This is a genomic window from Streptomyces sp. NPDC016309 (assembly GCF_043077235.1).
In the GTDB taxonomy this organism is placed as follows: Bacteria; Actinomycetota; Actinomycetes; order Streptomycetales; family Streptomycetaceae; genus Streptomyces.
Genome location: NZ_JBIBSG010000001.1, coordinates 528,016 through 554,198 on the forward strand (window position 1 = coordinate 528,016; position 26,183 = coordinate 554,198).

24 protein-coding genes are annotated in these 26,183 nt (G+C 72.9%); 16 read left to right on the forward strand and 8 right to left on the reverse strand.

Annotated elements, in window-relative coordinates; all coding sequences use genetic code 11:
- Window positions 1-440 precede the first annotated feature (440 nt).
- The gene (locus ACF068_RS02345; protein WP_392272262.1) at window positions 441-875 is read left to right on the forward strand and encodes a DUF6542 domain-containing protein; all 435 of its coding nucleotides are present in this window, start codon (window positions 441-443) and stop codon (window positions 873-875) included.
- A gap of 15 nt (window positions 876-890) precedes the next feature.
- Here the strand turns inward: ACF068_RS02345 and ppgK are convergent, their stop codons facing one another.
- Window positions 891-1,631 carry a polyphosphate--glucose phosphotransferase gene (gene ppgK, locus ACF068_RS02350; RefSeq protein ID WP_392272263.1) on the reverse strand — a complete coding sequence of 247 codons (741 nt, stop codon included), beginning with the start codon at window positions 1,629-1,631 and terminating at the stop codon, window positions 891-893.
- A gap of 44 nt (window positions 1,632-1,675) precedes the next feature.
- Window positions 1,676-2,674: a 4-hydroxy-3-methylbut-2-enyl diphosphate reductase gene (locus ACF068_RS02355; protein WP_392272264.1), complete on the reverse strand. Its 999-nt coding sequence runs from the start codon at window positions 2,672-2,674 to the stop codon at window positions 1,676-1,678.
- 220 nt (window positions 2,675-2,894) lie between these two features.
- On the opposite strand from ACF068_RS02355, the gene xseA reads away from it, so the two are divergent.
- The 3 genes from xseA to ACF068_RS02370 all read left to right on the forward strand — a co-directional run bounded on the left by xseA (window position 2,895) and on the right by ACF068_RS02370 (window position 5,092).
- Window positions 2,895-4,124, forward strand: coding sequence for an exodeoxyribonuclease VII large subunit (xseA, locus tag ACF068_RS02360; RefSeq protein ID WP_392272265.1), 1,230 nt, complete (start codon window positions 2,895-2,897; stop codon window positions 4,122-4,124).
- A 10-nt stretch (window positions 4,125-4,134) separates the two neighbouring features.
- The gene (locus ACF068_RS02365) at window positions 4,135-4,374 is read left to right on the forward strand and encodes an exodeoxyribonuclease VII small subunit (RefSeq protein ID WP_392272266.1); all 240 of its coding nucleotides are present in this window, start codon (window positions 4,135-4,137) and stop codon (window positions 4,372-4,374) included.
- Between the two features lie 127 nt (window positions 4,375-4,501).
- A complete protein-coding gene (locus ACF068_RS02370) occupies window positions 4,502-5,092 on the forward strand; it encodes a malonic semialdehyde reductase (protein WP_392272267.1) in 591 nt (196 codons plus the stop codon).
- A 124-nt stretch (window positions 5,093-5,216) separates the two neighbouring features.
- Here ACF068_RS02370 and ACF068_RS02375 read toward each other — a convergent pair whose 3' ends face one another.
- A complete protein-coding gene (locus ACF068_RS02375) occupies window positions 5,217-5,759 on the reverse strand; it encodes a DUF4245 domain-containing protein (RefSeq protein ID WP_392272268.1) in 543 nt (180 codons plus the stop codon).
- A 129-nt stretch (window positions 5,760-5,888) separates the two neighbouring features.
- Between ACF068_RS02375 and glpX the strand changes: the two genes are divergently transcribed.
- The gene (gene glpX, locus ACF068_RS02380; RefSeq protein ID WP_064068324.1) at window positions 5,889-6,920 is read left to right on the forward strand and encodes a class II fructose-bisphosphatase; all 1,032 of its coding nucleotides are present in this window, start codon (window positions 5,889-5,891) and stop codon (window positions 6,918-6,920) included.
- Between the two features lie 160 nt (window positions 6,921-7,080).
- On the opposite strand, the gene ACF068_RS02385 is transcribed toward glpX, so the two are convergent.
- On the reverse strand, window positions 7,081-7,458 hold the full coding sequence (locus ACF068_RS02385) for a WhiB family transcriptional regulator (RefSeq protein ID WP_392272269.1): 378 nt from the start codon (window positions 7,456-7,458) through the stop codon (window positions 7,081-7,083).
- A gap of 134 nt (window positions 7,459-7,592) precedes the next feature.
- Window positions 7,593-8,285, reverse strand: coding sequence for a DUF1707 domain-containing protein (locus tag ACF068_RS02390; protein ID WP_392272270.1), 693 nt, complete (start codon window positions 8,283-8,285; stop codon window positions 7,593-7,595).
- Window positions 8,286-8,442: 157 nt separating this feature from the next.
- Here ACF068_RS02390 and ACF068_RS02395 point away from each other — a divergent pair, with 157 nt between their 5' ends.
- On the forward strand, window positions 8,443-10,110 hold the full coding sequence (locus tag ACF068_RS02395) for a fumarate hydratase (RefSeq protein ID WP_392272271.1): 1,668 nt from the start codon (window positions 8,443-8,445) through the stop codon (window positions 10,108-10,110).
- Between the two features lie 106 nt (window positions 10,111-10,216).
- Here the strand turns inward: ACF068_RS02395 and ACF068_RS02400 are convergent, their stop codons facing one another.
- On the reverse strand, window positions 10,217-11,770 hold the full coding sequence (locus ACF068_RS02400; RefSeq protein WP_392272272.1) for a ricin-type beta-trefoil lectin domain protein: 1,554 nt from the start codon (window positions 11,768-11,770) through the stop codon (window positions 10,217-10,219).
- A 105-nt stretch (window positions 11,771-11,875) separates the two neighbouring features.
- On the opposite strand from ACF068_RS02400, the gene ACF068_RS02405 reads away from it, so the two are divergent.
- From ACF068_RS02405 to ACF068_RS02415, 3 genes are all read left to right on the forward strand, one after another.
- Entirely contained in the window at window positions 11,876-13,279 is a 1,404-nt protein-coding gene (locus ACF068_RS02405) for a class II fumarate hydratase (RefSeq protein ID WP_392272273.1), read from the forward strand.
- 116 nt (window positions 13,280-13,395) lie between these two features.
- Window positions 13,396-14,085: a DUF402 domain-containing protein gene (locus ACF068_RS02410; RefSeq protein WP_392272274.1), complete on the forward strand. Its 690-nt coding sequence runs from the start codon at window positions 13,396-13,398 to the stop codon at window positions 14,083-14,085.
- Between the two features lie 274 nt (window positions 14,086-14,359).
- Entirely contained in the window at window positions 14,360-16,564 is a 2,205-nt protein-coding gene (locus tag ACF068_RS02415; protein WP_392272677.1) for a SpoIIE family protein phosphatase, read from the forward strand.
- Between the two features lie 82 nt (window positions 16,565-16,646).
- Here ACF068_RS02415 and ACF068_RS02420 read toward each other — a convergent pair whose 3' ends face one another.
- On the reverse strand, window positions 16,647-18,920 hold the full coding sequence (locus tag ACF068_RS02420; RefSeq protein ID WP_392272275.1) for a transglycosylase domain-containing protein: 2,274 nt from the start codon (window positions 18,918-18,920) through the stop codon (window positions 16,647-16,649).
- Window positions 18,921-19,137: 217 nt separating this feature from the next.
- Between ACF068_RS02420 and ACF068_RS02425 the strand changes: the two genes are divergently transcribed.
- From ACF068_RS02425 to ACF068_RS02445, 5 genes are all read left to right on the forward strand, one after another.
- Window positions 19,138-20,070, forward strand: a complete 933-nt coding sequence (locus ACF068_RS02425; RefSeq protein ID WP_392272678.1) for an SPFH domain-containing protein — start codon at window positions 19,138-19,140, stop codon at window positions 20,068-20,070.
- A complete protein-coding gene (locus tag ACF068_RS02430; protein WP_392272276.1) occupies window positions 20,067-20,312 on the forward strand; it encodes a hypothetical protein in 246 nt (81 codons plus the stop codon). Before ACF068_RS02425 ends, ACF068_RS02430 begins: the two co-directional genes overlap by 4 nt.
- Before the next feature lie 80 nt (window positions 20,313-20,392).
- On the forward strand, window positions 20,393-20,926 hold the full coding sequence (locus ACF068_RS02435; RefSeq protein WP_392272277.1) for a PadR family transcriptional regulator: 534 nt from the start codon (window positions 20,393-20,395) through the stop codon (window positions 20,924-20,926).
- Complete coding sequence (locus ACF068_RS02440) at window positions 20,923-21,600, forward strand: ABC transporter ATP-binding protein (protein ID WP_392272278.1); 678 nt, start codon at window positions 20,923-20,925, stop codon at window positions 21,598-21,600. The genes ACF068_RS02435 and ACF068_RS02440 overlap by 4 nt, the downstream gene beginning before the upstream one ends.
- On the forward strand, window positions 21,597-23,918 hold the full coding sequence (locus tag ACF068_RS02445) for an FtsX-like permease family protein (protein ID WP_392272279.1): 2,322 nt from the start codon (window positions 21,597-21,599) through the stop codon (window positions 23,916-23,918). Before ACF068_RS02440 ends, ACF068_RS02445 begins: the two co-directional genes overlap by 4 nt.
- 43 nt (window positions 23,919-23,961) lie before the next feature.
- Here the strand turns inward: ACF068_RS02445 and ACF068_RS02450 are convergent, their stop codons facing one another.
- Window positions 23,962-24,912: a hydrogen peroxide-inducible genes activator gene (locus ACF068_RS02450; protein ID WP_392272280.1), complete on the reverse strand. Its 951-nt coding sequence runs from the start codon at window positions 24,910-24,912 to the stop codon at window positions 23,962-23,964.
- Window positions 24,913-25,046: 134 nt separating this feature from the next.
- Between ACF068_RS02450 and ACF068_RS02455 the strand changes: the two genes are divergently transcribed.
- Both ACF068_RS02455 and ACF068_RS02460 read left to right on the forward strand, forming a co-directional pair.
- Window positions 25,047-25,601, forward strand: coding sequence for a peroxiredoxin (locus ACF068_RS02455; RefSeq protein ID WP_392272281.1), 555 nt, complete (start codon window positions 25,047-25,049; stop codon window positions 25,599-25,601).
- A 17-nt stretch (window positions 25,602-25,618) separates the two neighbouring features.
- Window positions 25,619-26,152, forward strand: a complete 534-nt coding sequence (locus tag ACF068_RS02460; RefSeq protein WP_126883712.1) for an alkyl hydroperoxide reductase — start codon at window positions 25,619-25,621, stop codon at window positions 26,150-26,152.
- Window positions 26,153-26,183: the final 31 nt, after the last annotated feature.

Here is a 26,183-nt window from a genome sequence, read left to right on the forward strand (position 1 = left end):
GCGGGGAGCGACGGCGGCCGTAGGGCGAACTCTTGGCCAAGGTCACCCGAAGGGCGTGTCCCATGCCTGATTCCCGGGCCCCCGCGACCTACGTTGGTCAGGTGGAGCAGCACAGGAACAGTCCCCCTCAGCGCCCCCGGCGGGCGCAGTCCCCGGGCGGGCCGGCGGGCCCGGCGGCCCCCGCGGCGTCGGCGGCCCCGCCGGCGCCCGGCCCCCTGCCCCCGGGCGGGCTCATCGACGGCGCGGGCACCCGCCCCGCCGGGACGCGTCCCACACGGCCGCCCGCGAGGCCGGGCGGCCGGGCGGGCCCCGCGGCGGGGCCCGGTGCCGGTGACCGGCCGGGGCGCGCGGCCGGCGGCCCGGGCGGTGGCCGGCCCGGCGGTGCCGGCGGGCCCGGCGCCGGCAGGCCCGGCGGTACCGGGCGGCCGGGACGGCGGGCCGTGCCACCCGTGGTGCTCGCGCTGCGCCGGCTGCCCTCGCCGCGCCTGACCGGGCTGGGCGCCGGGCTGTTCGCGGCCGCGACGATGTTCCTGCTCGGCTGTCTGGACCGGCTGCTCTTCGGTGGCTCCCCGCTGGTGTACGGGATGCTCTTCCTGCCCGTCAGCGCCCTGACCGCGCTGTGGGTGCGGGACGCCGACCTGGTGACCGCGCCGATCAGCGTCCCGATCGCCTTCGCCGCCGGTGTCGTCCCGATCGCCGGAGGCCCCGGCGGCTTCGGCGGCCGGACCATGGCCGTGGTGACCGCGCTCGCCGTGCACGCGGGCTGGCTGTACGGCGGCACCCTGGTGGCGGGCGTCATCACCTCCGTACGGAAGGTACGGCAGATGGGGCGGCGGCAGCGGACCGCCGCCGCCGCCCGGGCCGGCCAGCGCTGACGGCCGGCCGGTCCCTCAGCGGGCCGCGGCGGCCATCGCCGCGCCCACGATGCCGGCGTTGTTCTGGAGCTCCGCCGGGACGATCTCGGCACGCACGTCCTTGATCAGCGGCAGGAACTTCTCCGCCTTGCGACTGACGCCGCCGCCGACGATGAGGAGCTCCGGCGAGAACAGCATCTCGACGTGCGCCAGGTACTTCTGCACCCGGTGGGCCCAGTCCTCCCAGCTCAGGTCCTTGTCGTCCTTGACCTTCGTCGACGCCCGCTTCTCCGCCTCGTGACCGTCGAGCTCCAGATGGCCCAGCTCGGTGTTGGGCACGAGCCGGCCGTCGACGAACAGCGCGCTGCCGATGCCCGTACCGAAGGTCAGGGTGATCACCGTGCCCTTGCGGCCGCGTCCCGCGCCGAAGGTCATCTCGGCGATCCCGGCCGCGTCGGCGTCGTTGAGGACCGTGATCGGCATCCCGCTCAGCCGGTCGCCCAGCAGCGCGGCCGCGTCCACGCCCACCCAGCTCTTGTCGACATTCGCCGCCGTGCGGATGGTGGAGTCCGTGACGACACCGGGGAAGGTGACGCCGATGGGTCCCGACCAGTTGAAATGGGCGACTACCTCGGCAACGCACCCCGCGACGTCGTCCGGCGTCGCGGGGTGCGGTGTCAGTACCTTGTGGCGGGGCTCGGCCAGATCTCCACGCTCCAGGTCCACAGGAGCGCCCTTGATCCCCGACCCGCCGATGTCCACTCCGAAGACGTTCATGGACCCAACGTTACGGGGAGCGGCCGTCGGTCACCGGGTTTCGGTCAGCGCTCCTCGCTGAGGGCGGCGGCCTCGGCCCGCAGGTCGCGGCGCAGCTCCTTCGGCAGCGAGAAGGTGATCGACTCCTCGGCGGCCTTCACGATCTCCACGTCCTCGAAGCCGCGCGCCGCCAGCCACTCCAGGACACCCTCGACCAGCACCTCGGGCACGGAGGCGCCGGAGGTGACGCCGACCGTGGACACGCCGTCCAGCCAGGCCTCGTCGATCTCGTCCGCGAAGTCGACCAGGTGGGCGTCCCTGGCACCGGCACCGAGGGCGACCTCGACCAGCCGGACGGAGTTGGACGAGTTCTTGGAGCCGACGACGATGACGAGGTCCGCCTCGGCACCCATCTGCTTCACGGCCGTCTGGCGGTTCTGCGTGGCGTAGCAGATGTCGTCGCTGGGCGGGGAGATGAGCTGCGGGAACTTCTCCTTCAGCTTGTCGACCGTCTCCATGGTCTCGTCGACCGAGAGGGTGGTCTGGGAGAGCCAGACGACCTTGGACTCGTCCCGCACGGTGACGTTCTCGACGTCGTCCGGGCCGTCGACCAGGGTGATGTGGTCGGGGGCCTCGCCGGAGGTGCCGATGACCTCCTCGTGGCCCTCGTGGCCGATCAGGAGGATGTCGAAGTCCTCGTTCGCGAACCGGACCGCCTCCTTGTGGACCTTGGTCACCAGGGGGCAGGTCGCGTCGATGGTCGCGAGCTTGCGCTCGGCGGCCTCTTGGTGGACGGTCGGCGCCACGCCGTGCGCGGAGAACATCACGATGGACCCCTCGGGGACCTCCGCCGTCTCGTCGACGAAGATGGCGCCCTTCTTCTCCAGGGTCTGCACGACGTACTTGTTGTGCACGATCTCGTGGCGGACGTAGATCGGCGAGCCGTACTGCTCCAGAGCCTTCTCCACGGCGATCACGGCACGGTCCACGCCGGCGCAGTAACCACGCGGAGCGGCGAGGAGGACGCGCTTGTCGGACGACGGGCTGGCAGGCGTAGCAGTCATGTCCCCCATCGTAAGGGCGGGTACGGAGGGCGGGAGATCCGCCGGGCGGCGGGACGGGGCGGGACGGCGGTGGGGTTCACCCTGTGGGGCCACGCCCGGACGGGCCGGGGCGTGGCGGCGGGGCTCACCCGGCCGGAGCGGACGCGTGACGATCCGCGCGGGCCGAGGCGGGCGACGCGGGGCCGGGGGGCTGTCGTAGGCGGCGCGTACGCTCGGCGGCATGGCTCTGCATACGTCTGCCGAAGCTCCCCTGCCCGTCGGTGAGGTCTCGCGGCTCATCGGTGGATGGATCGACCGGCTGGGTGCCGTCTGGGTGGAGGGGCAGATCACCCAGTTGTCGCGGCGCCCCGGGGCGGGGGTCGTGTTCATGACGCTGCGCGACCCGTCGTACGACATCTCCGTGAGCGTCACCTGCTACCGGCAGGTGTTCGACGCGGTCGCGGACGTGGTGTCCGAGGGCGCCCGGGTCGTGGTGCACGCCAAGCCGGAGTGGTACGCCCCGCGCGGGCAGTTGTCGCTGCGGGCGGCCGAGATGAAGCCGGTCGGGATCGGGGAGCTGCTGGCCCGGCTGGAGATGCTGAAGCGGTCGCTGGGCGCCGAGGGGCTGTTCGCGCTCGACCGCAAGAAGCCACTGCCGTTCCTGCCGCAGCTCGTCGGCCTGGTGTGCGGCCGCGCCTCGGCCGCCGAGCGGGACGTGCTGGAGAACGCGCGGCGGCGCTGGCCCGCGGTCCGCTTCGAGGTGCGGAACGTGGCGGTGCAGGGCGTCCACGCCGTGCCGCAGGTCGTGCGGGCGGTCAAGGAGCTGGACGCGCTGCCGGACGTGGACGTGATCATCGTCGCGCGCGGGGGCGGCAGCGTGGAGGACCTGCTGCCGTTCTCGGACGAGCAGCTCGTCCGGGCGGTCGGCGAGTGCCGTACGCCGGTGGTGTCGGCTATCGGGCACGAACCGGACTCCCCGCTGCTGGACCTGGTGGCGGACCTGCGGGCGTCCACCCCCACCGACGCGGCCAAGAAGGTGGTCCCGGACGTGGGCGAGGAGCTGGACCGGGTGCAGGCGCTGCGCGACCGGGCGCTGCGCACGGTCCGGGGGCTGATCGACCGCGAGGAGCGGGGCCTGGCGCATGCGCTGGCCCGGCCGGTGATGGAGCACCCGCGGCGGATGGTCGAGGAGCGCGGGGCGGAGGTCGACGCGCTGCTGGCGCGCGGCCGCCGGGTGTTCGGGCACCTGCTGGACCGGGCGGACTCCGAACTGGCGCACACGCACGCGCGCGTGGTGGGGCTTTCGCCGGCGGCGACGCTCCGGCGGGGGTACGCCGTGCTCCAGCGGGCGGACGGCTCGGTGGTCAGGGCCCCGGAGGAGGTCGCGGCGGACGAGGAGCTGCGGGCCCGGGTGGCGGGGGGCGACTTCCCGGTGCGCGTGGCCGCCGAGGGTGTCGTACCCCGCCCTTAGGCTGGTGCGCATGGCAGCCAACACGACGGAAACGGCGATCGGGTACGAGCAGGCGCGCGACGAGTTGATCGAGGTCGTGCGCCGGCTGGAGGCGGGCGGCACGACGCTGGAGGAGTCGCTCGCCCTGTGGGAGCGGGGCGAGGAGCTGGCCAAGGTGTGCCGCCGCTGGCTGGAGGGGGCGCGGGCCCGGCTCGACGCGGCGCTGGCCGGGGAGGAGGACGGGGAGCGGGCGGCCGAGCAGGAGGAGTGAGCCTCCGGAAGCGGCGTGTGAGAGACGTCATGCCCCTCCGCCGACCCGTTTAGTTGAAACTTAACCTATCTCGGGCGTACGGTGGTGCGCATCGCTTGATCCTTTGCTCCTCCGAAAGGCACGCCGCATGTCCCTCGTTCTCGACCCCGCCGCCCAGGACCTCCTCTTCCGCGAGGCCCGTACCGCGAACACCTTCACCGACGAGCCGGTCACCGAGGAGCAGGTCCAGGCGATCTACGACCTGGTCAAGTTCGGGCCCACGGCCTTCAACCAGTCGCCGCTGCGCATCGTCCTCGTCCGCTCCGCCGAGGCCCGCGAGCGCCTGGTCCCGCTCATGGCGGAGGGCAACCAGCCCAAGACCGCGTCGGCCCCCCTCGTCGCGATCCTCGCCGCGGACAACGAGTTCCACGAGGAGCTCCCGAACCTGTTCCCGCACTTCCCGCAGGCGAAGGACGTGTTCTTCTCGGAGCGCCCGGCCCGTGAGCAGGCCGCCGGTCTGAACGCCGCGCTCCAGGCCGCGTACTTCATCGTCGGCGTGCGCGCCGCCGGTCTCGCCGCCGGCCCGATGACGGGCTTCGACTTCGCGGGCGTGCAGAAGGAGTTCCTGGACGACGACCACACCCCGCTGATGATCGTCAACATCGGCAAGCCGGGCGAGGGCGCCTCGTTCCCGCGCAGTCCGCGACTGGCGTACGACGAGGTCATCACCACCGTCTGAGATCAGGCCCCCGGAGGCATCGCCTCCGGCCGCACCACCGCCGTGTCATCGCGGACGGCGGCCCACGGACCGACGGCCCCGCGCACCATCCCCCCTGGTGCCCGGGGCCGTCGCCGTACGCCCCCTACGCCTTCTCCGCCGGGGCCTTCTCCGCCGGCCGGAGCGCCGTCGCCACCCGGGCGAGCTGCTCCGGGGCCGCCGTGCCGGTCACCACGGTCGTGACGCCCTTGTCGCGCAGCACCAGCGCGTCGTACTTCGGGCCCTCCCAGCGCTGCCAGACCCGGCCCGCCACCGTCTGCGTCCGGCCCGTGTCGCGCGCCTCGTGGGTCACCTCGGCGATGTACTTCTCCGCACCGGCCGTCGACTGCTCGACCGCCACGTACTGCCGGTCGGGCGTCAGGAAGCCGAGGTGCCAGGCGTCGCCGTCCTCGCGGTCGTACGCCACCGAGGTCGGCGTCCAGTCCCCGCCCAGCCCCTCGGGCGCCAGCACCGGGTACGGCGCCGCGCGCTGGGCCGTCACCAGCTCGATCCGGTAGTCGACCGGCTTGATCGGGTCCGCCTTGTCGTCGTGGGGGATGAAGAGGTACATCACGCCCCCGGCGGCGAGGATGACCGCCATCGACTGGAACATCCCGCGCACTGTCTGCTTGCCACGCATACCTGCCACGCCCCCTATGGTCGCATCAGGGTGGCCTGCTCATACGTGGGCCCCTCTGCTCAATATGTCGACCTACCGATAGAGTCGCAGCACCCTCTTCTCCCTTGCGGCCGTCGCCGTACAGAAAGGTGCGTTCCGATGACCGACAATCATCTGCCGTCCGAGCTCGAGGTCTCGCCCGAGGCTCCGGACCGCAACCTGGCCCTCGAGCTGGTCCGGGTGACCGAGGCCGCCGCCATGGCCGCCGGCCGCTGGGTGGGCCGGGGCGACAAGAACGGCGCCGACGGCGCGGCGGTACGGGCCATGCGGACCCTGGTCTCCACCGTGTCGATGAACGGTGTCGTCGTGATCGGTGAGGGCGAGAAGGACGAAGCCCCGATGCTGTTCAACGGCGAGCGCGTCGGCGACGGGACCGGCGCCGAGTGCGACATCGCCGTGGACCCGATCGACGGCACCACGCTCACCGCGAAGGGCATGCCGAACGCGATCGCCGTGCTGGCGGCCGCCGACCGCGGCACCATGTTCGACCCGTCCGCGGTCTTCTACATGGACAAGCTCGTCACCGGCCCGGAGGCCGCCGACTACGTCGACATCAACGCCCCGGTGTCCGTGAACATCCGCCGGGTCGCCAAGGCGAAGCACTCCTCCCCCGAGGACGTCACGGTCGTCATCCTGGACCGCCCGCGCCACGAGGGCATCGTCAAGGAGATCCGCGAGACCGGCGCGCGCATCAAGTTCATCTCGGACGGCGACGTGGCCGGTTCGATCATGGCGGTGCGCGAGGGAACGGGCGTGGACCTGCTGATGGGCATCGGCGGTACGCCCGAGGGCATCATCAGCGCCTGTGCGATCAAGTGCCTGGGCGGTGTGATCCAGGGCAAGCTGTGGCCCAAGGACGACGAGGAGCGGCAGCGCGCCCTCGACGCGGGTCACGACCTGGACCGTGTGCTGTCCACCAACGACCTGGTCAGCGGGGACAACGTGTTCTTCGTCGCGACCGGCATCACGGACGGCGAGCTGCTGCGCGGCGTGCGCTACCGCGCGGAGACGGCGACCACGTCGTCGCTGGTCATGCGCTCGAAGTCGGGCACGATCCGGCAGATCGACTCGACGCACCGGCTGTCCAAGCTGCGCGCGTACAGCCAGATCGACTTCGACCGCGCGAAGTAGTCCGCGCGGCGCGAAGCAGTCCGGGCGGTCCGCGCGGGCAACGGAAAAACGGGGCGCTCCCCTGTGCGGGGGAAGCGCCCCTCTCCGTTCGCGCCGCCGCCACGGCGGGACGCCCGGCGGCGGGTGCCGGGCCTCCCGGTGCCGGGCCCGGACCGCGGCGTCAGCCGGCGGCGGCGATACGGGGGCCGGTCGAGGCGGCCTTCTTCAGCTCCACCTCGCGGCGCCGGCGGCGGGCCAGCACCACGCGCCGCTCGGCCGCCGTCAGGCCGCCCCAGACGCCGTACGGCTCGGGCTGGAGCAGCGCGTGCTCCCTGCACTCGACCATGACCGGGCAGCGGGCGCAGACCCGCTTCGCGGCCTCCTCACGCGCCAGCCGGGCGGCCGTCGGCTCCTTGGAAGGGGCGAAGAACAGGCCTGCTTCGTCCCGGCGGCACACCGCCTCCGAGTGCCACGGACCGGCCTGGTCCTCCCGCGCCGGAAGACGCTGGGAGGAGGAGGCGGCGGCGACCTGGAGGGGCTGGGGCGGCAGTTGCAGCACGGTCTACTCCTGACGACGGCTTCGCGAGCGAGAGACGATGCAGCAAGCCCTACCCGCTGTGCGCGCGCCTATGCACTGCGTGGCGCTCCGTTCCGAGTGGCGGGATTCCCACCGCCGCGAACCGGCCGCGCGGCTCAACCCCCCATGTGCTTACGGAGTTTGTGGTGCAGGTCGGCGAGGAACGCACCGCGCCGGGGCCGCGCCTCCACGTTGCCCAGGACCGCGTACCCGTTGATCACGACGACCGGCGCCTCGGGGTCGCCGGCCTCCAGCCCGGCCACCTCGAAGTTGCCGAGGACTCCGGTGCCGCCACCCCGCAGCGTGACGTTCTCGGGGACACGGACCTCGACGCTGCCGAAGACGGAGACGGCGTCGATCGTGGTCAGGCGCTGGGTGAAGACCGCCTCGCTGAGGTCGATCTCGACGCTGCCGAAGAGGGCGAACGCGGTGGTCCGCCGCCCGACGCGCCAGCGCCCCCGGCGCGTGGTGCTGGAGAGGACGGCGACCAGCCTGTCGGCCGGCACCGCCGGGCCGTCGCCGTCGTACGCGTACGCCTCCCGGGCCGGCGCCTCCGGCGCGGGGCGGGCGGCCGGCAGGTCCCGGACCAGGGGCTGGAGCTCCCCGACCGTCTTGGCGCGGTACACGGCGTCGACGCGCTCGGCGTGCTCCTCCGCGTCGAGCCGGCCCTCGGCCAGGGCCTCCCGCAGGATGTCCGCGATCCGGTCCCGGTCGGCGTCCGAGGCGCGGAGTGCGGGCTCGGCGGGCTCGGCCGGGGTGGCCGGTGCGGCGGGCGCGGCCGGCTTCTGGGGCTGCTTCTCGAGGTCCACGGACCCAGCCTAGCGAAACGCGATACATCGCGACTAGGGGTCCGCGCCCGGAACTGAGCCTTACCTCACAGGTCCGGGCGCCCCGGGGCGTTCTACGCTTGTGGGCGCGCTGCCAACGGAGGCCGCGTCGCCGTCTGCCGAGTGAGGAATGGCCGCAATGCCAGAGTTTCAGTACTCCGATCTGCTCCCGCTGGGAGAGGACACCACGCCCTACCGGCTGGTGACCGCCGAGGGTGTCTCCACCTTCGAGGCCGACGGCCGTACGTTCCTCAAGGTCGAGCCCGAGGCGCTGCGCAAGCTCGCCGAGGAGGCGATCCACGACATCCAGCACTACCTCCGCCCGGCGCACCTCGCGCAGCTCCGCAAGATCATCGACGACCCGGAGGCGTCGAGCAACGACAAGTTCGTCGCGCTCGACCTGCTCAAGAACGCCAACATCGCGGCCGCCGGCGTCCTGCCCATGTGCCAGGACACCGGTACGGCGATCGTCATGGGCAAGCGCGGGCAGAACGTCCTGACCGCGGGCGAGGACGAGAAGGCGCTGTCGCGCGGCGTCTACGACGCGTACAAGAACCTCAACCTGCGCTACTCGCAGATGGCTCCGCTCACCATGTGGGAGGAGAAGAACACCGGCTCCAACCTCCCCGCGCAGATCGAGCTGTACGCGACCGACGGCGGCGCGTACAAGTTCCTGTTCATGGCGAAGGGCGGCGGCTCGGCCAACAAGTCGTTCCTGTACCAGGAGACCAAGGCGGTCCTCAACGAGGCGTCCATGATGACGTTCCTGGAGGAGAAGATCCGCTCCCTCGGTACGGCCGCCTGCCCGCCGTACCACCTGGCGATCGTCGTCGGCGGCACCTCCGCCGAGTTCGCGCTGAAGACCGCGAAGTACGCCTCCGCGCACTACCTGGACGAGCTGCCGGAGGAGGGCTCGGTCCTCGGCCACGGCTTCCGTGACAAGGAGCTGGAGGAGAAGGTCTTCGAGCTGACGCAGAAGATCGGCATCGGCGCGCAGTTCGGCGGCAAGTACTTCTGCCACGACGTCCGCGTGGTCCGCCTGCCCCGGCACGGCGCGTCCTGCCCGGTCGCCATCGCCGTCTCCTGCTCGGCCGACCGCCAGGCCGTCGCGAAGATCACCGCGGAGGGCGTCTTCCTGGAGCAGCTGGAGACCGACCCGGCGCGCTTCCTGCCGGACACCACCGACGAGCACCTGGACGAGTCCGGGGACGTCGTCGAGATCGACCTCAACCAGCCGATGGACGACATCCTCGCCGAGCTGACCAAGTACCCGGTCAAGACCCGGCTGTCGCTGACCGGTCCGCTGGTCGTGGCGCGCGACATCGCGCACGCCAAGATCAAGGAGCGGCTGGACGCGGGCGAGGAGATGCCGCAGTACCTGAAGGACCACCCGGTGTACTACGCCGGTCCCGCCAAGACCCCGGAGGGCTACGCCTCCGGTTCCTTCGGCCCGACGACGGCCGGCCGCATGGACTCCTACGTGGAGCAGTTCCAGGCGGCGGGCGGCTCCAAGGTCATGCTGGCCAAGGGCAACCGCTCCCAGAAGGTCACCGACGCGTGCGGCACGCACGGCGGCTTCTACCTGGGCTCGATCGGCGGCCCGGCGGCCCGCCTCGCCCAGGACTGCATCAAGAAGGTCGAGGTCGTCGAGTACGAGGAGCTCGGCATGGAGGCGGTCTGGAAGATCGAGGTCGAGGACTTCCCGGCGTTCATCGTGGTCGACGACAAGGGCAACGACTTCTTCCAGGACCCGGCGCCCGCCCCGACGTTCACGACCATCCCGGTGCGCGGTCCCGGCCTCGCGTAGCGCGGTCCCCGGGTCCGGTCGGGTCCGGGCACGCGTGCGCGTGCGTACGGGTACGGGTACGGGCCCGGCCACCAGCACGGTGGCCGGGCCCGTCCGCGTGTCCGGGCTAGACGAACCGCTGCTTCGCCGTCCCGTCGCACGCCTGGAGCCGCAGCGGGTCCCGGGGCGCGGCGAGGGTGAGACACAGGGACGGCGCCGCCGCCGGGCGCAGGGTCGCGCCCTCGCGGACGAAGCGCTGATTGGCCGCGCCCGAGCAGTTCCACAGGACCAGCGCCCTGCCCGCCTGGTACACGGCGCCGGGGACGTCCAGGCACCGGTCGTGGGTCAGCGCCGTGTGGACGGACCCGCGCGCCGGGTCGTACCACCAGTCCTGGTTGCGGCCCCCGTGGCAGTCCCAGCCGCCGACCGCCGTGCCGTTGCGGGTGACCGCCCCGGTGACGTCGACGCAGGTGCCGGTGGCCTCGCCCCGCAGCGGGACGAACCCGTCGTCCCACGCCCCCGGCACCAGGACGGGCTTGCCGGTCGACGCGGGGTCGGCGCAGCCGGCCTCACGGACGCCCGCCGCGTAGAACTGGGTCAGGCAGGAGGCGAAGGCGGCGTGACCGGCCGCGTTGGGGTGGAAGGACTGCCGCACGGAGTTCTCGTCCGGCAGCCCGGGCTTGGACAGGTCGATGTAGAGGCCGCGGGCCCAGGTGTCCTCCATGCACACCTCGTGCCCGTGGAAGAGCCGTGAGTTGTCCAGGAAGAACGCCCCGGTGTTCGCGGCGGCGCGCCGCATGCCGCGCTCGAAGGCGGGTACGGCGGTGTCGCGGCCCCAGACGGTGTCGGAGTCGTACCCGAGGCCGCCGCAGGCGAGCTTGCCGGGGAAGCCGGGGTTGTCGCGGAAGTCGGGGCCGATGGGGCTGGGGTAGCCCATGACGACGAGCTTGTAGTCGCCGTCGGCGTACCCGGCGTCGCGCATCACGGTGCGCAGGTCCCGGATCGTCTGCTCGACCTTGGGGACGAGGGCGTCGACGCGGGCCTGCCACCCGGGGGCGTACTTGGGCTCGCACGGGCCCTGGAGGGTGAGGTAGCGGGTGACGCAGTCGGTCATCACGGGACCGAACTGGAGGTCGTCGTTGGCGCCGGCCACCAGGAGCACCATCTTGACGCGGGTGTTCCTGGCCTTGATGGCGAGATTGTCGCTCTGGACGAGTTCGTCGGCGTACTGCTTGCCGCCGCCGATGCGGATGTTGGGCGTGGCGGCGCCGGAGCAGGAGACGTTGTAGGTGACGTCGGCGGGGATTCCGGTGCGGTGGATGGCCGCGCCGGGCGAGCGGTGGCACCAGTTGTCGGGGCCGTTGGTCGGGGGCTCGTAGGTGCCGACGCCCTCGCCGGATATCTCGCTGTCGCCGAGCGAGACCAGTCCGGTCTTCCGGTCGGCGAGCGGCCGTTCGGCGGGACTGCCGTACAGCTTGGTGGCCTCGGCGGCGCGGATCGCCTCCAGCTCGGGCGACAGTGGTACGGATGCGGTGGTACGGGGAGCGGTCGCCGCGTCCGCCGCCGGCACCGCGTCCGCCGCGGTCGCCGCGGTCGTCCCGCCGAGAGCGGCGGCGAACGCGGCCGCGGCCGCGACCGTGCATCGGAGTCCGAACCCGGCTCTGGTACCGGTGCGCGTCATTGCGCCTCCTGGAAGTGGGGTTACCCACGGTTTTTACTGGCCGGTACGGAGCTTGGGAATACGCAGAACCAGACAAGTGCTCAACTTTCACAGGAGGTTGACGTGATGAGTGACGACCAGCAGGACCACCGGATCGAACACGACTCCATGGGTGAGATCCGCGTCCCCGCGCACGCCAAGTGGCGTGCCCAGACGCAGCGGGCGGTGGAGAACTTCCCCGTTTCCGGGCAGCGCCTGGAGCGCGCGCACATCGAGGCGCTGGCCCGCATCAAGGCCGCCGCCGCGAAGGTGAACGCGGAGCTGGGCGTCCTGGACGAGAAGGTCGCCGGGGCCATCGTCGCGGCCGCCGCCGAGGTGGCCGAGGGCCGCTGGGACGAGCACTTCCCCGTGGACGTCTTCCAGACCGGTTCGGGCACGTCGTCCAACATGAACACCAACGAGGTGCTGGCCACCCTCGCCGGTGAGCGCCTCGGCCGGCCGGACGCCGTCCACCCCAACGACCACGTCAACGCGTCCCAGTCGTCCAACGACGTCTTCCCCTCCTCCATCCACATCGCCGCCACCGCCGCCGTGACCAGGGACCTGATCCCGGCGCTGGAGCACCTGGCGGGCGCGCTGGAGCGGAAATCGGCCGAGTTCGCCGACGTCGTCAAGTCCGGGCGTACGCACCTGATGGACGCGACCCCGGTCACCCTCGGACAGGAGTTCGGCGGTTACGCCGCCCAGGTCCGGTACGGGGTCGAGCGGCTGCGCGCCTCGCTGCCCCGCCTGGCCGAGCTGCCGCTGGGCGGTACGGCGGTCGGCACCGGCATCAACACGCCGCCCGGTTTCTCCGCCGCCGTCATCGCCGAGGTCGCCGCCGCGACCGGGCTGCCGCTGACCGAGGCCCGCGACCACTTCGAGGCGCAGGGCGCGCGCGACGGGCTCGTGGAGACGTCGGGACAGCTCCGTACGATCGCGGTCTCGCTCACCAAGATCTGCAACGACCTGCGGTGGATGGCGTCCGGGCCCCGCACCGGTCTCGCGGAGATCAACCTGCCCGACCTCCAGCCCGGCTCGTCGATCATGCCCGGGAAGGTCAATCCGGTGATCCCGGAGGCGGTCCTGATGGTGGCCGCCCAGGTGACGGGCAACGACGCCACGGTCGCGGCGGCCGGCGCGGCCGGGAACTTCGAGCTGAACGTCATGCTGCCGGTCATCGCCAAGAACCTGCTGGAGTCGATCCGGCTGCTGGCCAACGCCGCGCGCCTGCTGGCGGACCGTACCGTCGACGGCGTCACCGCCAACGCCGAGCGGGCGCGCGAGTACGCCGAGTCGTCCCCGTCGGTGGTGACCCCGCTCAACAAGTACATCGGATACGAGGAGGCGGCGAAGGTCGCCAAGAAGGCCCTCGCCGAACGCCGGACGATCCGCGAGGTCGTCATCGCGTCGGGATACGTGGAGCGCGGCGACCTGACGCTCCAGCAGCTCGACGAGGCGCTCGACGTCCTGCGGATGACCCGGCCCTGACCGCGCCCCGGCCGCGCCCCGGCCGCGCCCCGGCCGGCCGGGCCGACCGGCCGCCGGGCCCCCCGGCCGTGATCCGGATCGCGGCGGGGCCGGCGGCGCCCCTCTAGGATCTGCGCATGACAGCCGAGACGACGACAGGGAGAGGGGCGCGCTCCGGCGACGCGCGCTGGGCACCGGGTGCGCGGATCCTGTGGCGCTACCGCGACAACGGGGACGGGCACATCCACATCTGCCGGCCCGTGACCGTCGTCCAGGACACCGACGACCTGCTCGCCGTGTGGATGGCACCGGGCACCGAGTGCGTCAAGCCGGTGCTCGCCGACGGCAGCCCCGTCCACGAGGAGCCGCTCGCCACCCGGTACACCGCGCCGCGCACCACGGCGCGCACCCGCTGGGAGGGCGCCGGGGTGCTGAAGCTGGCCCGGCCGGACGAGCCGTGGTCGGTGTGGCTGTTCTGGGACCACGGATGGCACTTCCGGAGCTGGTACGTCAACCTGGAGGAACCACGCACCCGATGGGCGGACGGCGTGGACTCCGAGGACCACTACCTGGACATCTCGGTGTACCCCGATCGTAGTTGGCTGTGGCGCGACGAGGACGAGTTCGCCCAGGCGCAGCGGAGCGGCCTGATGGGCCCGGCGCAGGCCCGGCGGGTGCGGGCGGCCGGGCGGGCGGCGGTCGAGGTGATCCGCGCCTGGGGCACGCCGTTCGCGGACGGCTGGGAGGATTGGCGCCCGAACCCGGACTGGACGGTTCCGGAATTGCCCGCCGACTGGGATCGCACCCCGGCGCACACGGCTCCGTGAGACCCTTGATGCGCCCCTGGGGTGCAAACGTAGGATCGTCCTCCGCACATTCGCGGAGCAGTAACGACTGAGCAGAGAACAGGAACTGACCGTAAGTCATCCAGTGAGGGGGTGGAGCCGTGCCTGATCCGTGCCCGGATACGTCCCCCCTTGTCGACGCCGCCCTCAGAGCGGGTATAGCGCCTGACAGAGCGATCTCATCGCACTACCGGCCCGGACGGACGGAACCCCACGCGTGACGGAGCATCCCACCTCCCACGAAGGCCGACAGCCGCTGGCTGCCCGGCCGCAGGAACGCACCCGGCCGCGGCAGGAGACGCCTCCGTCCCCCGCCGCGCCGCCCGTGTCCGCGCCCCGCGCGGGTACCGCCCCGGTCCCGTCGTCCCCGATAGCCGCCGCACCCGCCGGGCCCGCACCGGCCGGCCACGGCGGACCGGGACGCGGACCGTCCGGGCACACCGGAGGGGCCCCGGGCCACGGCGCGCCCGGCACCGGCATGGCCCGGCACGCGGCGGGCGCCCCCGGGCACGGCACCGGCACCCCCGGGCACACCGCGGGGGCCGCCGCCCAGGCCGTGGGTCCCGGTGCGGCGCCGGGCGCGGGTCCCGGTGCGGCGCCGGGCGCGGGATCCGGGGCGGGCCCGGGCGCCGGACCGGACGGACGCGTACCGGCGGCCGGCCAGGGCGGCGCGCCCGCCGGACCCGCGGGCCCGCCCGCCGGGCTGCCCGCCCAGGGCGGGACGGTGCCGGGCACCGGCCCGGAGCCGGTGGCGGCCACCCGGCGCGAGGGCGACCGGCTGCGCTTCGTGGGCGCGGCCACGCGCCGGATCGCCCGCGGCATCGACCTGGACGAGATCGTGCTGGGCCTGTGCCGGGCCACCGTGCCGACGTTCTCCGACGCCATCCTCGTCTACCTGCGCGACCCGCTCCCGGTCGGCGACGAGCGGCCGGTCGACCCGTTCGTCCTCCGGCTCCGCCGTACCGACCGGCTGCGTTTAACGGAGGACGACTCCGACTTCGGCCTCTCCGCGGCCGACCAGGACACCGACCTCGACCTCGGCCCGGCGGCCGAGCTGTGCGAGGTCCAGGCCGGCGGCGCGCTCGCCGAGGTGCTCCGTGGCGTACGCCCGGTCTTCGGCGACTCGGCGGCCGCCCGGGCCGCCCTGCCCGAACTGCTCGGCGACGGGCGCTGCGTACCGTCCGGGCACCGGGCGATCCTGGCGCCGCTGCGCGGCCGGCGGCGGGTGATCGGCGCCGCCGTCTTCCTGCGCCGCCCGGACCGGCCGCCGTTCGAGCAGAACGACCTGCTGGTCGCCGCCCAGCTGGCGACGCACACGGCGCTCGGCATCGACAAGGCGGTGCTGTACGGGCGCGAGGCGTACATCGCCGACGAGCTCCAGCGGACCATGCTGCCGGAGAACCTGCCGCAGCCGACCGGGGTGAAGCTGGCCTCCCGCTACCTCCCGGCGGCCGAGACCGCCCGGGTCGGCGGCGACTGGTACGACGCCATCCCGCTGCCCGGCAGCCGGGTCGCCCTGGTCGTGGGTGACGTCATGGGCCACTCCATGACGTCCGCCGCGATCATGGGCCAGCTACGCACCACCGCGCAGACCCTCGCCGGGCTCGACCTGCCGCCGCAGGAGGTGCTGCACCACCTCGACGAGCAGGCCCAGCGGCTCGGCGAGAACCGCATGGCGACCTGCCTGTACGCGGTGTACGACCCGGTCGCGCACCGCATCACCATCGCCAACGCGGGCCACCCGCCGCCGATACTGCTCCACCTCGGCGGCCGGGCGGAGGTGCTGCGCGTCCCGCCGGGCGCGCCCATCGGCGTGGGCGGCGTGGACTTCGAGGCGGTCGAGCTGGACGCCCCCGCCGGGGCGACCCTGCTCCTCTACACCGACGGGCTCGTGGAGTCACGGCTGCGCGACGTGTGGACGGGCATAGAGCAGCTCCGCGAACGGCTGGCCGCCACCGCCCAGTTGACCGGCCCGGACCACTCCCCGCCGCTGGAGGCGCTCTGCGACGACGTGCTCGACATGCTCGGGCCCGGCGACCGGGACGACGACATCGCGCTGCTCGCCGCCCGCTTCGACGGGATCGCGCCGAGCGACGTCGCCTACTGGTTCCTGGAGCCGGAGGAGCAGGCCCCCGGCCGGGCGCGGCGCCTGGCCCGGCGCGCGCTGGCCCGCTGGGACCTGGAGGAGCTGTCGGACAGCGTGGAGCTGCTGGTGAGCGAGGTGGTCACCAACGCGGTGCGGTACGCGGAGCGGCCGGTGACGCTGCGGCTGCTGCGGACGGACGTGCTGCGCTGCGAGGTCGGGGACGACTCCCCGCAGCTCCCGCGCCAGCGGCGGGCGCGGGACACCGACGAGGGCGGTCGCGGCCTGTTCCTGGTGAACCGGCTGGCCCGGCGGTGGGGTGCGACCCGGCTGTCGACCGGCAAGGTGGTCTGGTTCGAGCTGCCGACCAGGATCTGAGCGGCCCCCGTACGGTACGAAGGCGGCCGGGCTCCCTCCGCGAGGGACCCGGCCGCCTTCGTCGTACTCCGTCAGCCGCGCGTCACGGCTTGGGCGGCTTGAGGTCGCCCTCGGTGCCGCCGTCGGCCGGGTCACCGGTCGGGTCGCCGCCGCCGTCGTCACCGCCCGTGGCGCCGCCCAGCTCGCCACCGTCGGTCGGCTCGCCCGTGGGGGTCTGCGTGGGGGTGGGCACCGTCGGCGTGCGGGTGGGGGTGGAGGGCGTGCGCGTCGGGGCCGGGTCCTCGGTGGGCGACTCGGTCTCGTCCGGCTCCTCGGTGGGCGACTCCGTCTCGGTCGGCTCCTCCGTGGGCGTGGCCGTCGGGTCCGGCAGGGAGGGCGCCGACTCGGCGACGTCCAGGTCGAAGCGGGCGTCCGAGCCGCCGTCCAGGGCGCCCAGCGTGTAGTCGGCCCAGATGCGGGCGGGGAAGCCACCGCCGTTGGCGCGTCCGGAGTTGGCGGTGCCGGTCAGGGTGACCTGCCTGCCCTTGTCGGCGTCCTCGCCGAAGAGGGCCACGACGGTGGTCAGTTCGGGTGTGTAGCCGGCGAACCAGGCCGACTTGTTGTTCTCCGAGGTGCCCGTCTTGCCGGCCGCCTGGTACGCGGAGGTGTTCGCCTCGTGGCCGGAACCGTTGCGCACCACGCCGGTGAGGGCGGAGGTGACGGTGTCGGCGGTCTGCCGGCTGATCACCCGGTCGCCCACCGGCGCGATCCGGCGCTCGAAGGTCCGGTCCTTGTGCTCGGCGGACTTCACGATGGTCGGGGTGACCTTCTTGCCGTGGTTGTCGAGGGTGGCGTACACCCCCGCCATGTCCCAGGTCGAGGCGCCCATGGTGCCGAGGGACATCGCGGGCTGCTCGACGAAGCCGTCGCCGTCCTTCATGCCGAGCGACAGCGCGGTCTTCTTCACCTCGGCGGGCTCGGCGTCCACGATCATCTGGGCGAAGACGGAGTTGATGGACTTGTTCATCGCCTCCTGGACGGTGACCGGGCCGTAGCTGCGGTCGTCCTCGTTCTGCGGGGCGAAGGGCGTCTCGCTGCCCTCGACCGGGCGGCGGCTGGTGCCGTCGTAGGTCGTGTTGAGGCCGATCTCGGCGCCGTCCTGGGTCTCGGCGCCGTTCTCCAGGGCGGAGGCGAAGACCAGGGGCTTGAAGGTGGAGGCGGGCTGGAAGTCGCGGCGGGTGGCGTTGGACATCCAGTGCTCGGTGGCGCCGACGCCGCCGTACAGCGCGACGACGCTGCCCGTCTTGGGGTCGACCGAGGTGGCGCCGGCCTGGACCGTCGCGTCGACCTTGTTCTCCTTGCGGTCGAGGTGGTCCTCGAGCTGCTCGTCGACCGCCTTGACGAGCTTCTTCTGCCGCTTCTCGTCGATGTTGAGGGTGATGTCCCAGCCGCCGGCGTCGATGGCCTCCTCGCTGAGGCCCTGGTTCATCATCTCCTGCTTGGCGGCGGCCACGATGTAGCCGGTCTGGCCCTCCATGCCGGGGGCGGCCTTCGGCGCCTGCGGCACCTGGAACTTCTGGACGGTGCGCTCGGAGCGGCTCAGCCAGCCCTCCTCGACCATGTTGTCGAGGACGTAGTTCCAGCGCTCCTTGGCCAGCTTGCGGCCGGTGGAGCTCGCGATGGCCCAGTCGTACTGGTTGGGGGCCTGGAGGAGCGCCGCGAGGTAGGCGCCCTGGGAGACGGTCAGCTTCTCGGCGTCGACGCCGTAGTAGGCCTGGGCGGCGGCCTGGATGCCGTACGCGCCGCGGCCGTAGTAGCTGGTGTTCATGTAGCCGGCGAGGATCTCCGGCTTCTTCATGTTCTGGTCGACCTTGAGGGAGATCACCAGCTCCTTGAGCTTGCGGGTGACCGTCTGGTCCTGGTCCAGGTAGTAGTTCTTGACGTACTGCTGGGTGATGGTCGAGCCGCCCTGCTTGCCCTTGCCGGTCACGGTGTTGAGCACACCGCGGGCGGTGCCCATGAAGTCGACGCCGGAGTCCTGGTAGAAGCTCTTGTTCTCGGCCGCGACGAACGCCTTCTCCACCGGGTCCGGGATCTTCTCCAGGCCGACGATCTCGCGGTTGATCTCGCCGGTGCGGGCGAGGATCTTGCCGTTGCTGTACCGGTAGACGTTGCTCTGCATCGTCGCCTGGGCGTTGGCCGACGGCACCGGGACCAGCAGGTAGATCACGTAGAACGCGCCCATGGTGAGCAGGCAGAGCGTGAAGAAGGTGCCCAGCAGCCTCCTCCAGGTGAAGAAGCGGCGTATGCCGCCGCCTTCGGTCTTCGCCCCGCGCGCCCCGCGTTCCCGCGCCTGTCGCGCACCCGCTCGACCCATCGCTCCGTCGCTCCGCTCTGCTGTGTACGGAAATCAGCTCAGCAAACTAACACCACGGGTACTGACAAAGCTCAACGGATCCGGTCTTTTCCGGACGTGACAATGAGCACCCGTCACAAGGGAACCGACTCCTCAGGGGCGCGAAGGGTTGCCACGGCGGTTAAAGTGATATCACTTTGCTAGACCGAATGGACGACGAACGGGGACGAACATGACGATGACCGATCGCAGCGGCCTGGCCGAGGACCTGCCCGAGATGCCGGAGCCACGCGTCCGCGAGTTCGCGGCCCGCAGCATCGGCGGCGGTCTCGCCCTGCTGCTGGGCCTGGCCGGCCTGGCGGCCGGTGTCGGTCTGGTGGCGGGCGGCGCGACGGCCGGCCCGGCAGCGGTGAAGGTCGCCCTGATCGTGCTCGGCGTGCTGGTGGCGGCCGGCTCGGCGCTCGCCATGGGCGGGCTGAACATGGTGGCGCCCGGCGAGGCGCGGGTGGTGCAGCTCTTCGGGCGGTACCGGGGGACGATCCGGGAGGACGGCCTGCGGTGGGTCAACCCGTTCACGTCGCGGGCGAAGGTCTCCACCCGGGTGCGCAACCACGAGACGGCCGTCCTGAAGGTCAACGACGCCTACGGCAACCCGATCGAGCTGGCCGCGGTGGTCGTCTGGAAGGTCGAGGACACCGCGCAGGCGATGTTCGAGGTCGACAGCTTCCCCGTGTTCGTCTCCACCCAGACGGAGGCGGCGGTGCGGCACATCGCGATCGAGTACCCCTACGACGCGCACGACGAGGACGGGCTGTCGCTGCGCGGCAACGCCGAGGAGATCACCGAGAAGCTGGCCGCCGAACTGCACGCGCGCGTGGAGGCGGCCGGGGTCCGCATCATCGAGTCGCGGTTCACGCACCTCGCGTACGCGCCGGAGATCGCGTCCGCGATGCTCCAGCGCCAGCAGGCCGGTGCCGTGGTGGCGGCGCGCCGGCAGATCGTGGACGGGGCGGTCGGCATGGTCGAGGCGGCGCTGGACCGGCTGGAGGAGCGGGACATCGTGGAGCTGGACCCGGAGCGCAAGGCCGCCATGGTGTCCAACCTCATGGTCGTGCTGTGCGGCGACCGGGCGGCCCAGCCGGTGCTGAACACGGGCACGCTGTACCAGTGACGCCGCCGCCGGAAGGCCGCCAGCGCAAGCAGGTGCTGCTGCGCCTCGACCCGGGCGTGTACGAGGCGCTGGCGCGCTGGGCGTCGGACGAGCTGCGCAGCGCCAACTCCCAGATCGAGTTCCTGCTGCGCAAGGCCCTCGCCGAGGCGGGCCGCCTGCCGGCCGCGCCCGGGCCCCTGCCCCGCCGCGGCCGGCCCCCGAAGGCGCCCCCGCCCACACCCCCGTCCCCGCCCCCGGCCTGACCCAGCCGGGGGCGGGGGGCGGCCCGTGCCGTACACCTGCGCTATACATCGCGTGTATACGTCCGCTGTATAGTCGGCGCATGTCCATCGGTCACACCCTCCTGGGGCTCCTGGAGTCCGGACCGCGCCACGGCTACGACCTCAAGCGCGCCTTCGACGAGAAGTTCGGCCACGACCGCCCGCTGCACTACGGGCAGGTCTACTCGACCATGTCCCGGCTGCTGCGGAACGGGCTCGTCGAGGTGGAGGGGATCGAGCCCGGCGAGGGGCCCGAGCGCAAGCGGTACGCGATCACCGAGGCGGGCGTCACCGATGTCGCGCGCTGGCTGGCGCAGCCGGAGAAGCCCGAGCCGTACCTCCAGTCGACGCTCTACACCAAGGTCGTGCTCGCCCTGCTCACCGGCCGCAGCGCCGCCGAGCTGCTCGACACGCAGCGCGCCGAGCACCTCCGGCTGATGCGCGACCTGACCCGGCGCAAGAAGGACGGCGACCTCGCCGACCAGCTCATCTGCGACCACGCCCTGTTCCACCTGGAGGCCGACCTCCGCTGGCTGGAGCTGACCGCCGCCCGGCTCGGGCAGCTCGCCGAGGCGGTCGGGGGGACGGCGCGGTGACCCCGCTGCTGGAGGCCACGGGGGTCGGCAAGGCATACGGGCCCACTCCGGCGCTCGTCGGCGTCGATCTGGCGGTGCGCCCCGGCGAGATCGTCGCCGTCATGGGCCCCTCCGGGTCGGGGAAGTCGACCCTGCTGCACTGCCTGGCCGGCATCGTCCGGCCCGACACCGGGACCATCACGTACGACGGCCGTGAGCTGACCACCCTGTCCGACTCCCGGCGCAGCGCGCTGCGGCGCGGCGACTTCGGCTTCGTGTTCCAGTTCGGGCAGCTCGTCCCGGAGCTGACCTGCGCCGAGAACGTCGCCCTGCCGCTGCGGCTGGCCGGCGGGCGCCGCAAGCCCGCCGAGCGCACGGCCCTGGAATGGCTGGAGCGGCTGGAGGCCTCCGACGTCGCCGGGAAGCGTCCCGGTGAGGTCTCCGGCGGCCAGGCACAGCGCGTCGCGGTGGCCCGCGCGCTCGTCACCGCGCCGCGCGTGGTGTTCGCCGACGAGCCGACCGGCGCCCTGGACTCGCTCAACGGCGAGCGCGTGATGGGGCTGCTCGGCGACGCGGCCCGGGACACCGGCGCCGCGGTGGTGCTGGTCACCCACGAGACGCGGGTGGCGGCCTACTCGGACCGCGAGGTCGTGCTGCGGGACGGCCGGGTGCGCGACCTGACGGGCGCCCGGTGATACGCGACCTGCTCCTGGGCGCCCGGTTCGCCGTCACCGGCGGCCGACCCGGCTGGGCGCGCACCCTGCTGACCGCCCTCGGCGTGGGCGCCGGTGTGGCCCTGCTGCTGGTCGCGGCGTCCGTGCCGAACGTCCTGGAGGGGCGGGACCTCCGCCACCAGGGCCGCGACCTCACCGCCGGCGAGTCCGGGGCGCCCCGCTCCGACCGCTCCTTCCTGTACGCGGCCACCTCCACGCTCTTCCACGACCGGCCCGTCCGCGGGGTGCTGCTGCGGCCCGACGGAAAGCACCCCCCGGCCCCGCCGGGGGTGCGCGCCCTCCCGGGGCCCGGCGCGATGGTCGTCTCCCCCGCGCTCGGCCGCCTGCTCGCCTCCCCCGAGGGCGCGCTGCTGAGGGAACGCCTGCCGTACGGGATCACCGGCCGGATCGGTGACGCGGGGCTGGTCGGCCCGGCGGAGCTGGTCTACTACGCCCACGGCGCGGCCCTCACCGAGGGGTCCGCCGACGGCCGGGCGGCCGCCTTCGGCCACAACGTCGGGGCGGAGCGGCCCTCCAGCGCCTTCCTGCTGCTGCTGATCGTGGTGGCGTGCGTGGTGCTGCTGCTGCCCGTCCTGGCCTTCGTCGCCACCGCGGCCCGCTTCGGCGGCGAGCGGCGCGACCGCCGGCTGGCCGCGCTGCGGCTGGTCGGCGCGGACATCGCCATGACCCGCCGGATCGCCGCCGGTGAGGCGCTGGCCGGCGCGCTGCTGGGGCTGCTGGCCGGCGCCGGGCTGTTCGCCGCCGCCCGGCACGTCGCCGGCCGGGTGACGGTGTGGGACGTCAACGCCTTCCCGGCCGACGTCACGCCCGTGCCGGCCCTGGCCGTGCTGGTGGCGCTGGTGGTTCCGGTGTGCGCCGTGCTGGTGACGCTGGTGGCCCTGCGCGGGGTGGTGATCGAGCCGCTGGGGGTGGCCCGGGGGACGGTGTCCCGGCCGCGCCGGGTGTGGTGGCGGCTGCTGCTGGTCGCCGCCGGGCTCGCGCTGCTCGTGGCGGCCGGTCCGGTCACCTTCGCGGAGACCACCCTGGACGCGGCGCCGATCGCGGCGGGGGCCCTGCTGGCGCTGACGGGGGTCACGACGCTGCTGCCATGGCTGGTCGAGACCGTGGTCCGGCGGCTGCGGGGCGGCCCGCCGTCGTGGCAGCTCGCCGTGCGCCGGCTCCAGCTCAGCAGTGGTACGGCGGCGCGGGCGGTCAGCGGGATCGTGGTCGCGGCGGCCGGGGCGATCGCGCTCCAGATGCTGTTCGGGGCCGTGCAGAGCGACTTCATGCGGCCCACGAACATGGACGCGGCGCGCGCCCAGCTCAGCCTGCGGGCCGCCACCACCGACCCGGGCGCGCCCCGCGCGCTCGTCCGCGAACTGTCGGCGGCCCGGGGCGTCACCGGTGTCGCGGCCACGCTGTCCTCCTCGGTGTGGCGGGCGGGTCCGCGGCGCGCCGGCGAGGGCTTCGTCCCGAGCACCTCCCTCACGGTCGGCGACTGCCCCTCGCTGCGCGAACTGGGCCGGCTGCCCTCCTGCGCGGACGGTGACGTCTTCATCGCGCGCGCCCACGGCGGCGACGGCCCCGACGACGCCTACCTGGCGGAGACGGCCCGGCCCGGCGCCCGCGTCGACCTGCGGGACGGGCAGGCGCCGCCGCTGCTGTGGCGCATCCCTCCGGGCGCGCGCACGGTCGAGGGGCGACGGGACCCGATGGGGTGGACGTCGTTCGGCGTCTACGCGACGCCCTCGGCGATCGACGCCTCGGTGCTCGACGACCCCGTCCTGACCGCCTGGGTCCGGCTGGACCCGGCCGTGCCGGACGCCGCCGAGCACGCCCGGAACGCCGCCGCGCGGATCAGCCCGCTGATGCGGGTGGACACGGTCCAGGACATGGAGCGGGACCAGCGGTTCACCAGTGTCCGCCGGGGCGTGTTCGCCGCCGCGACGCTCACCATGGCTCTGGTCGCCGTGTCCCTGCTGGTGTCGACGGTGGAGCGGCTGCGCGAACGGCGGCGGCTGCTGTCCACGCTGGTCGCGTTCGGTACGCCGCGCTCGACGCTCGCCTGGTCGGTCCTGTGGCAGACCGCCGTGCCGATCGCGCTCGGCATGGCCCTGGCGGTGGCGGGCGGGTTCGGCCTCGGGACGCTGCTGCTGCGGATGATCGGCAAGGGCGTGGCCGACCCGTGGGTGTTCCTGCCCGTGGTGGGCGTGGGCGCGGGCCTGGTCCTGGCGGTGACCCTGCTGAGCCTGCCGCCCCTGTGGCGCCTGATGCGCCCGGACGGCCTGCGTACGGAGTGACGCGCGGCGCTCCCCGGGTGCCGCCCGGCCCGCTCCCGGGGCGTCAGGCCGCCGGGCCGAGGACGCGGACCGGGAGGGTCCGCATCGCCCCGCGGAGGGCGCCCGCCAGCTCCTCGAACTCGGCCTGGCGGGCCGCGCCCGTGCGCATGGCCAGCGCGATGCGCCGGGAGGGGGCCGGGTCGGCGAACCAGCCCGTCACCAGGCGGTCGTTGCGCCCGGTCTCCACCGTGACGGCGGTGCGCGGCAGCAGGGTCACGCCGAGGCCGCCCGCGACGAGCTGGACCAGCGTGGACAGGCCGGCCGCGGTGGTGGTGACCGCGGCACCGTCCTCCCGGCCCGCCTCGCGGCAGATGTCCAGCGCCTGGTCGCGCAGGCAGTGCCCCTCGTCCAGCAGCAGCAGCCGCAGCTCGCGCAGCGCGTCGCGCGGGATGTCGGTGCGCCCGCCCAGCCAATGGTCCTCGGGCGTGACCAGCACGAAGTCCTCGTCGAACAGCGGCAGTTCGGTGACGCCCGGCACGCCCAGCGGCACGGCCAGCAGCAGCAGGTCCAGCCGACCGGCCGCCAGCCCCTCCAGCAGGGAGGAGGTCTGCTCCTCGTGGACCTGGAGGTCCAGCTCCGGATACCGCTCGTGGACCAGCCGCAGCACGGTCGGCAGCAGGTAGGGCGCCACCGTGGGGATCACCCCCAGCCGCAGCACCCCGGTGAACGGCGCGTGCGCCGCCTCCGCCTCCTCCATCAGCTCCGCGACGGCGTCCAGCACGGCACGGGCGCGGACCGCGAGGCGTTCCCCCGCGGGGGAAAGGAGCACCTTCCGTGTCGTACGCTCCAGCAACTGGACACCGAGTGCCTCTTCGAGTGCCGAAACCGCGCCCGAAAGGGCGGGCTGACTCATACCGATCGCGGCGGCCGCGTCCCGGAAGTGCAGGTGCTCCGCCACGGCCACGAACGCCCTGAGCTGGGCCAGACTGGGCTGCTTACCCTTATATACGGACACCACTGATAACCACCTTCGATCAACACGACCCAGTCTAGCTATTTCACTGATCAATGCACGCCGTGCCATGCTGGGGCTCCGTCCAACCCCCACGGAAGACCTCAAAAGGGACTTCCCAGTTGCAAGGAGCGCGTGTGCTCACTGTCGGTGACCAGTTCCCCACGTACGACCTGACCGCCTGCGTGTCGCTCGAGAGCGGCAAGGAGTTCGCGCAGATCGACCACAAGTCCCACGAGGGCAAGTGGCGCGTGGTGTTCTTCTGGCCGAAGGACTTCACCTTCGTCTGCCCCACCGAGATCGCCGCCTTCGGCAAGCTGAACGACGAGTTCGCCGACCGCGACGCCCAGATCCTCGGCGTCTCCGGCGACTCCGAGTTCGTGCACCACGCCTGGCGCAAGGACCACGCCGACCTGCGTGACCTGCCCTTCCCGATGCTGGCCGACTCCAAGCACGAGCTGATGCGGGACTGCGGTGTCGAGGGCGAGGACGGCTTCGCGCAGCGCGCCGTCTTCATCGTGGACCCGAACAACGAGATCCAGTTCTGCATGGTGACCGCCGGCTCCGTCGGCCGTAACCCCAAGGAGGTCCTGCGGGTGCTGGACGCCCTCCAGACCGACGAGCTGTGCCCCTGCAACTGGACCAAGGGCGAGGACACCCTCGACCCGGTCAAGCTCCTGTCCGGCGAGTGACGAGGAACTGAACCGACATGGCTCTCGATGAACTGAAGTCCGCCATACCGGACTACGCCAAGGACCTGAAGCTGAACCTCGGCTCGGTCATCGGCAACAGCGAGCTCCCGCAGCAGCAGCTCTGGGGCACGGTCCTGGCCTGTGCGATCGCCTCGCGCTCGCCGAAGGTCCTGCGCGAGCTGGAGCCGGAGGCCAAGGCGAACCTGAAGCCCGAGGCGTACCAGGCCGCCAAGTCGGCCGCCGCCATCATGGCGATGAACAACGTCTTCTACCGCACCCGTCACCTGCTCTCCGACCCGGAGTACGGGACGATGCGCGCCGGTCTGCGGATGAACGTCATCGGCAACCCGGGCGTGGAGAAGGTCGACTTCGAGCTGTGGTCGCTCGCCGTCTCCGCGATCAACGGCTGCGGCATGTGCCTCGACTCGCACGAGCAGGTGCTGCGCAAGGCCGGTGTGGACCGCGACACGATCCAGGAGGCGTTCAAGATCGCCTCGGTGATCCAGGCGGTCGGCGCGACCCTCGACGCCGAGGCCGTGCTCGCCGAGTAGTCCCACGCGTCCCCCGCGTACGCGGAAGGGG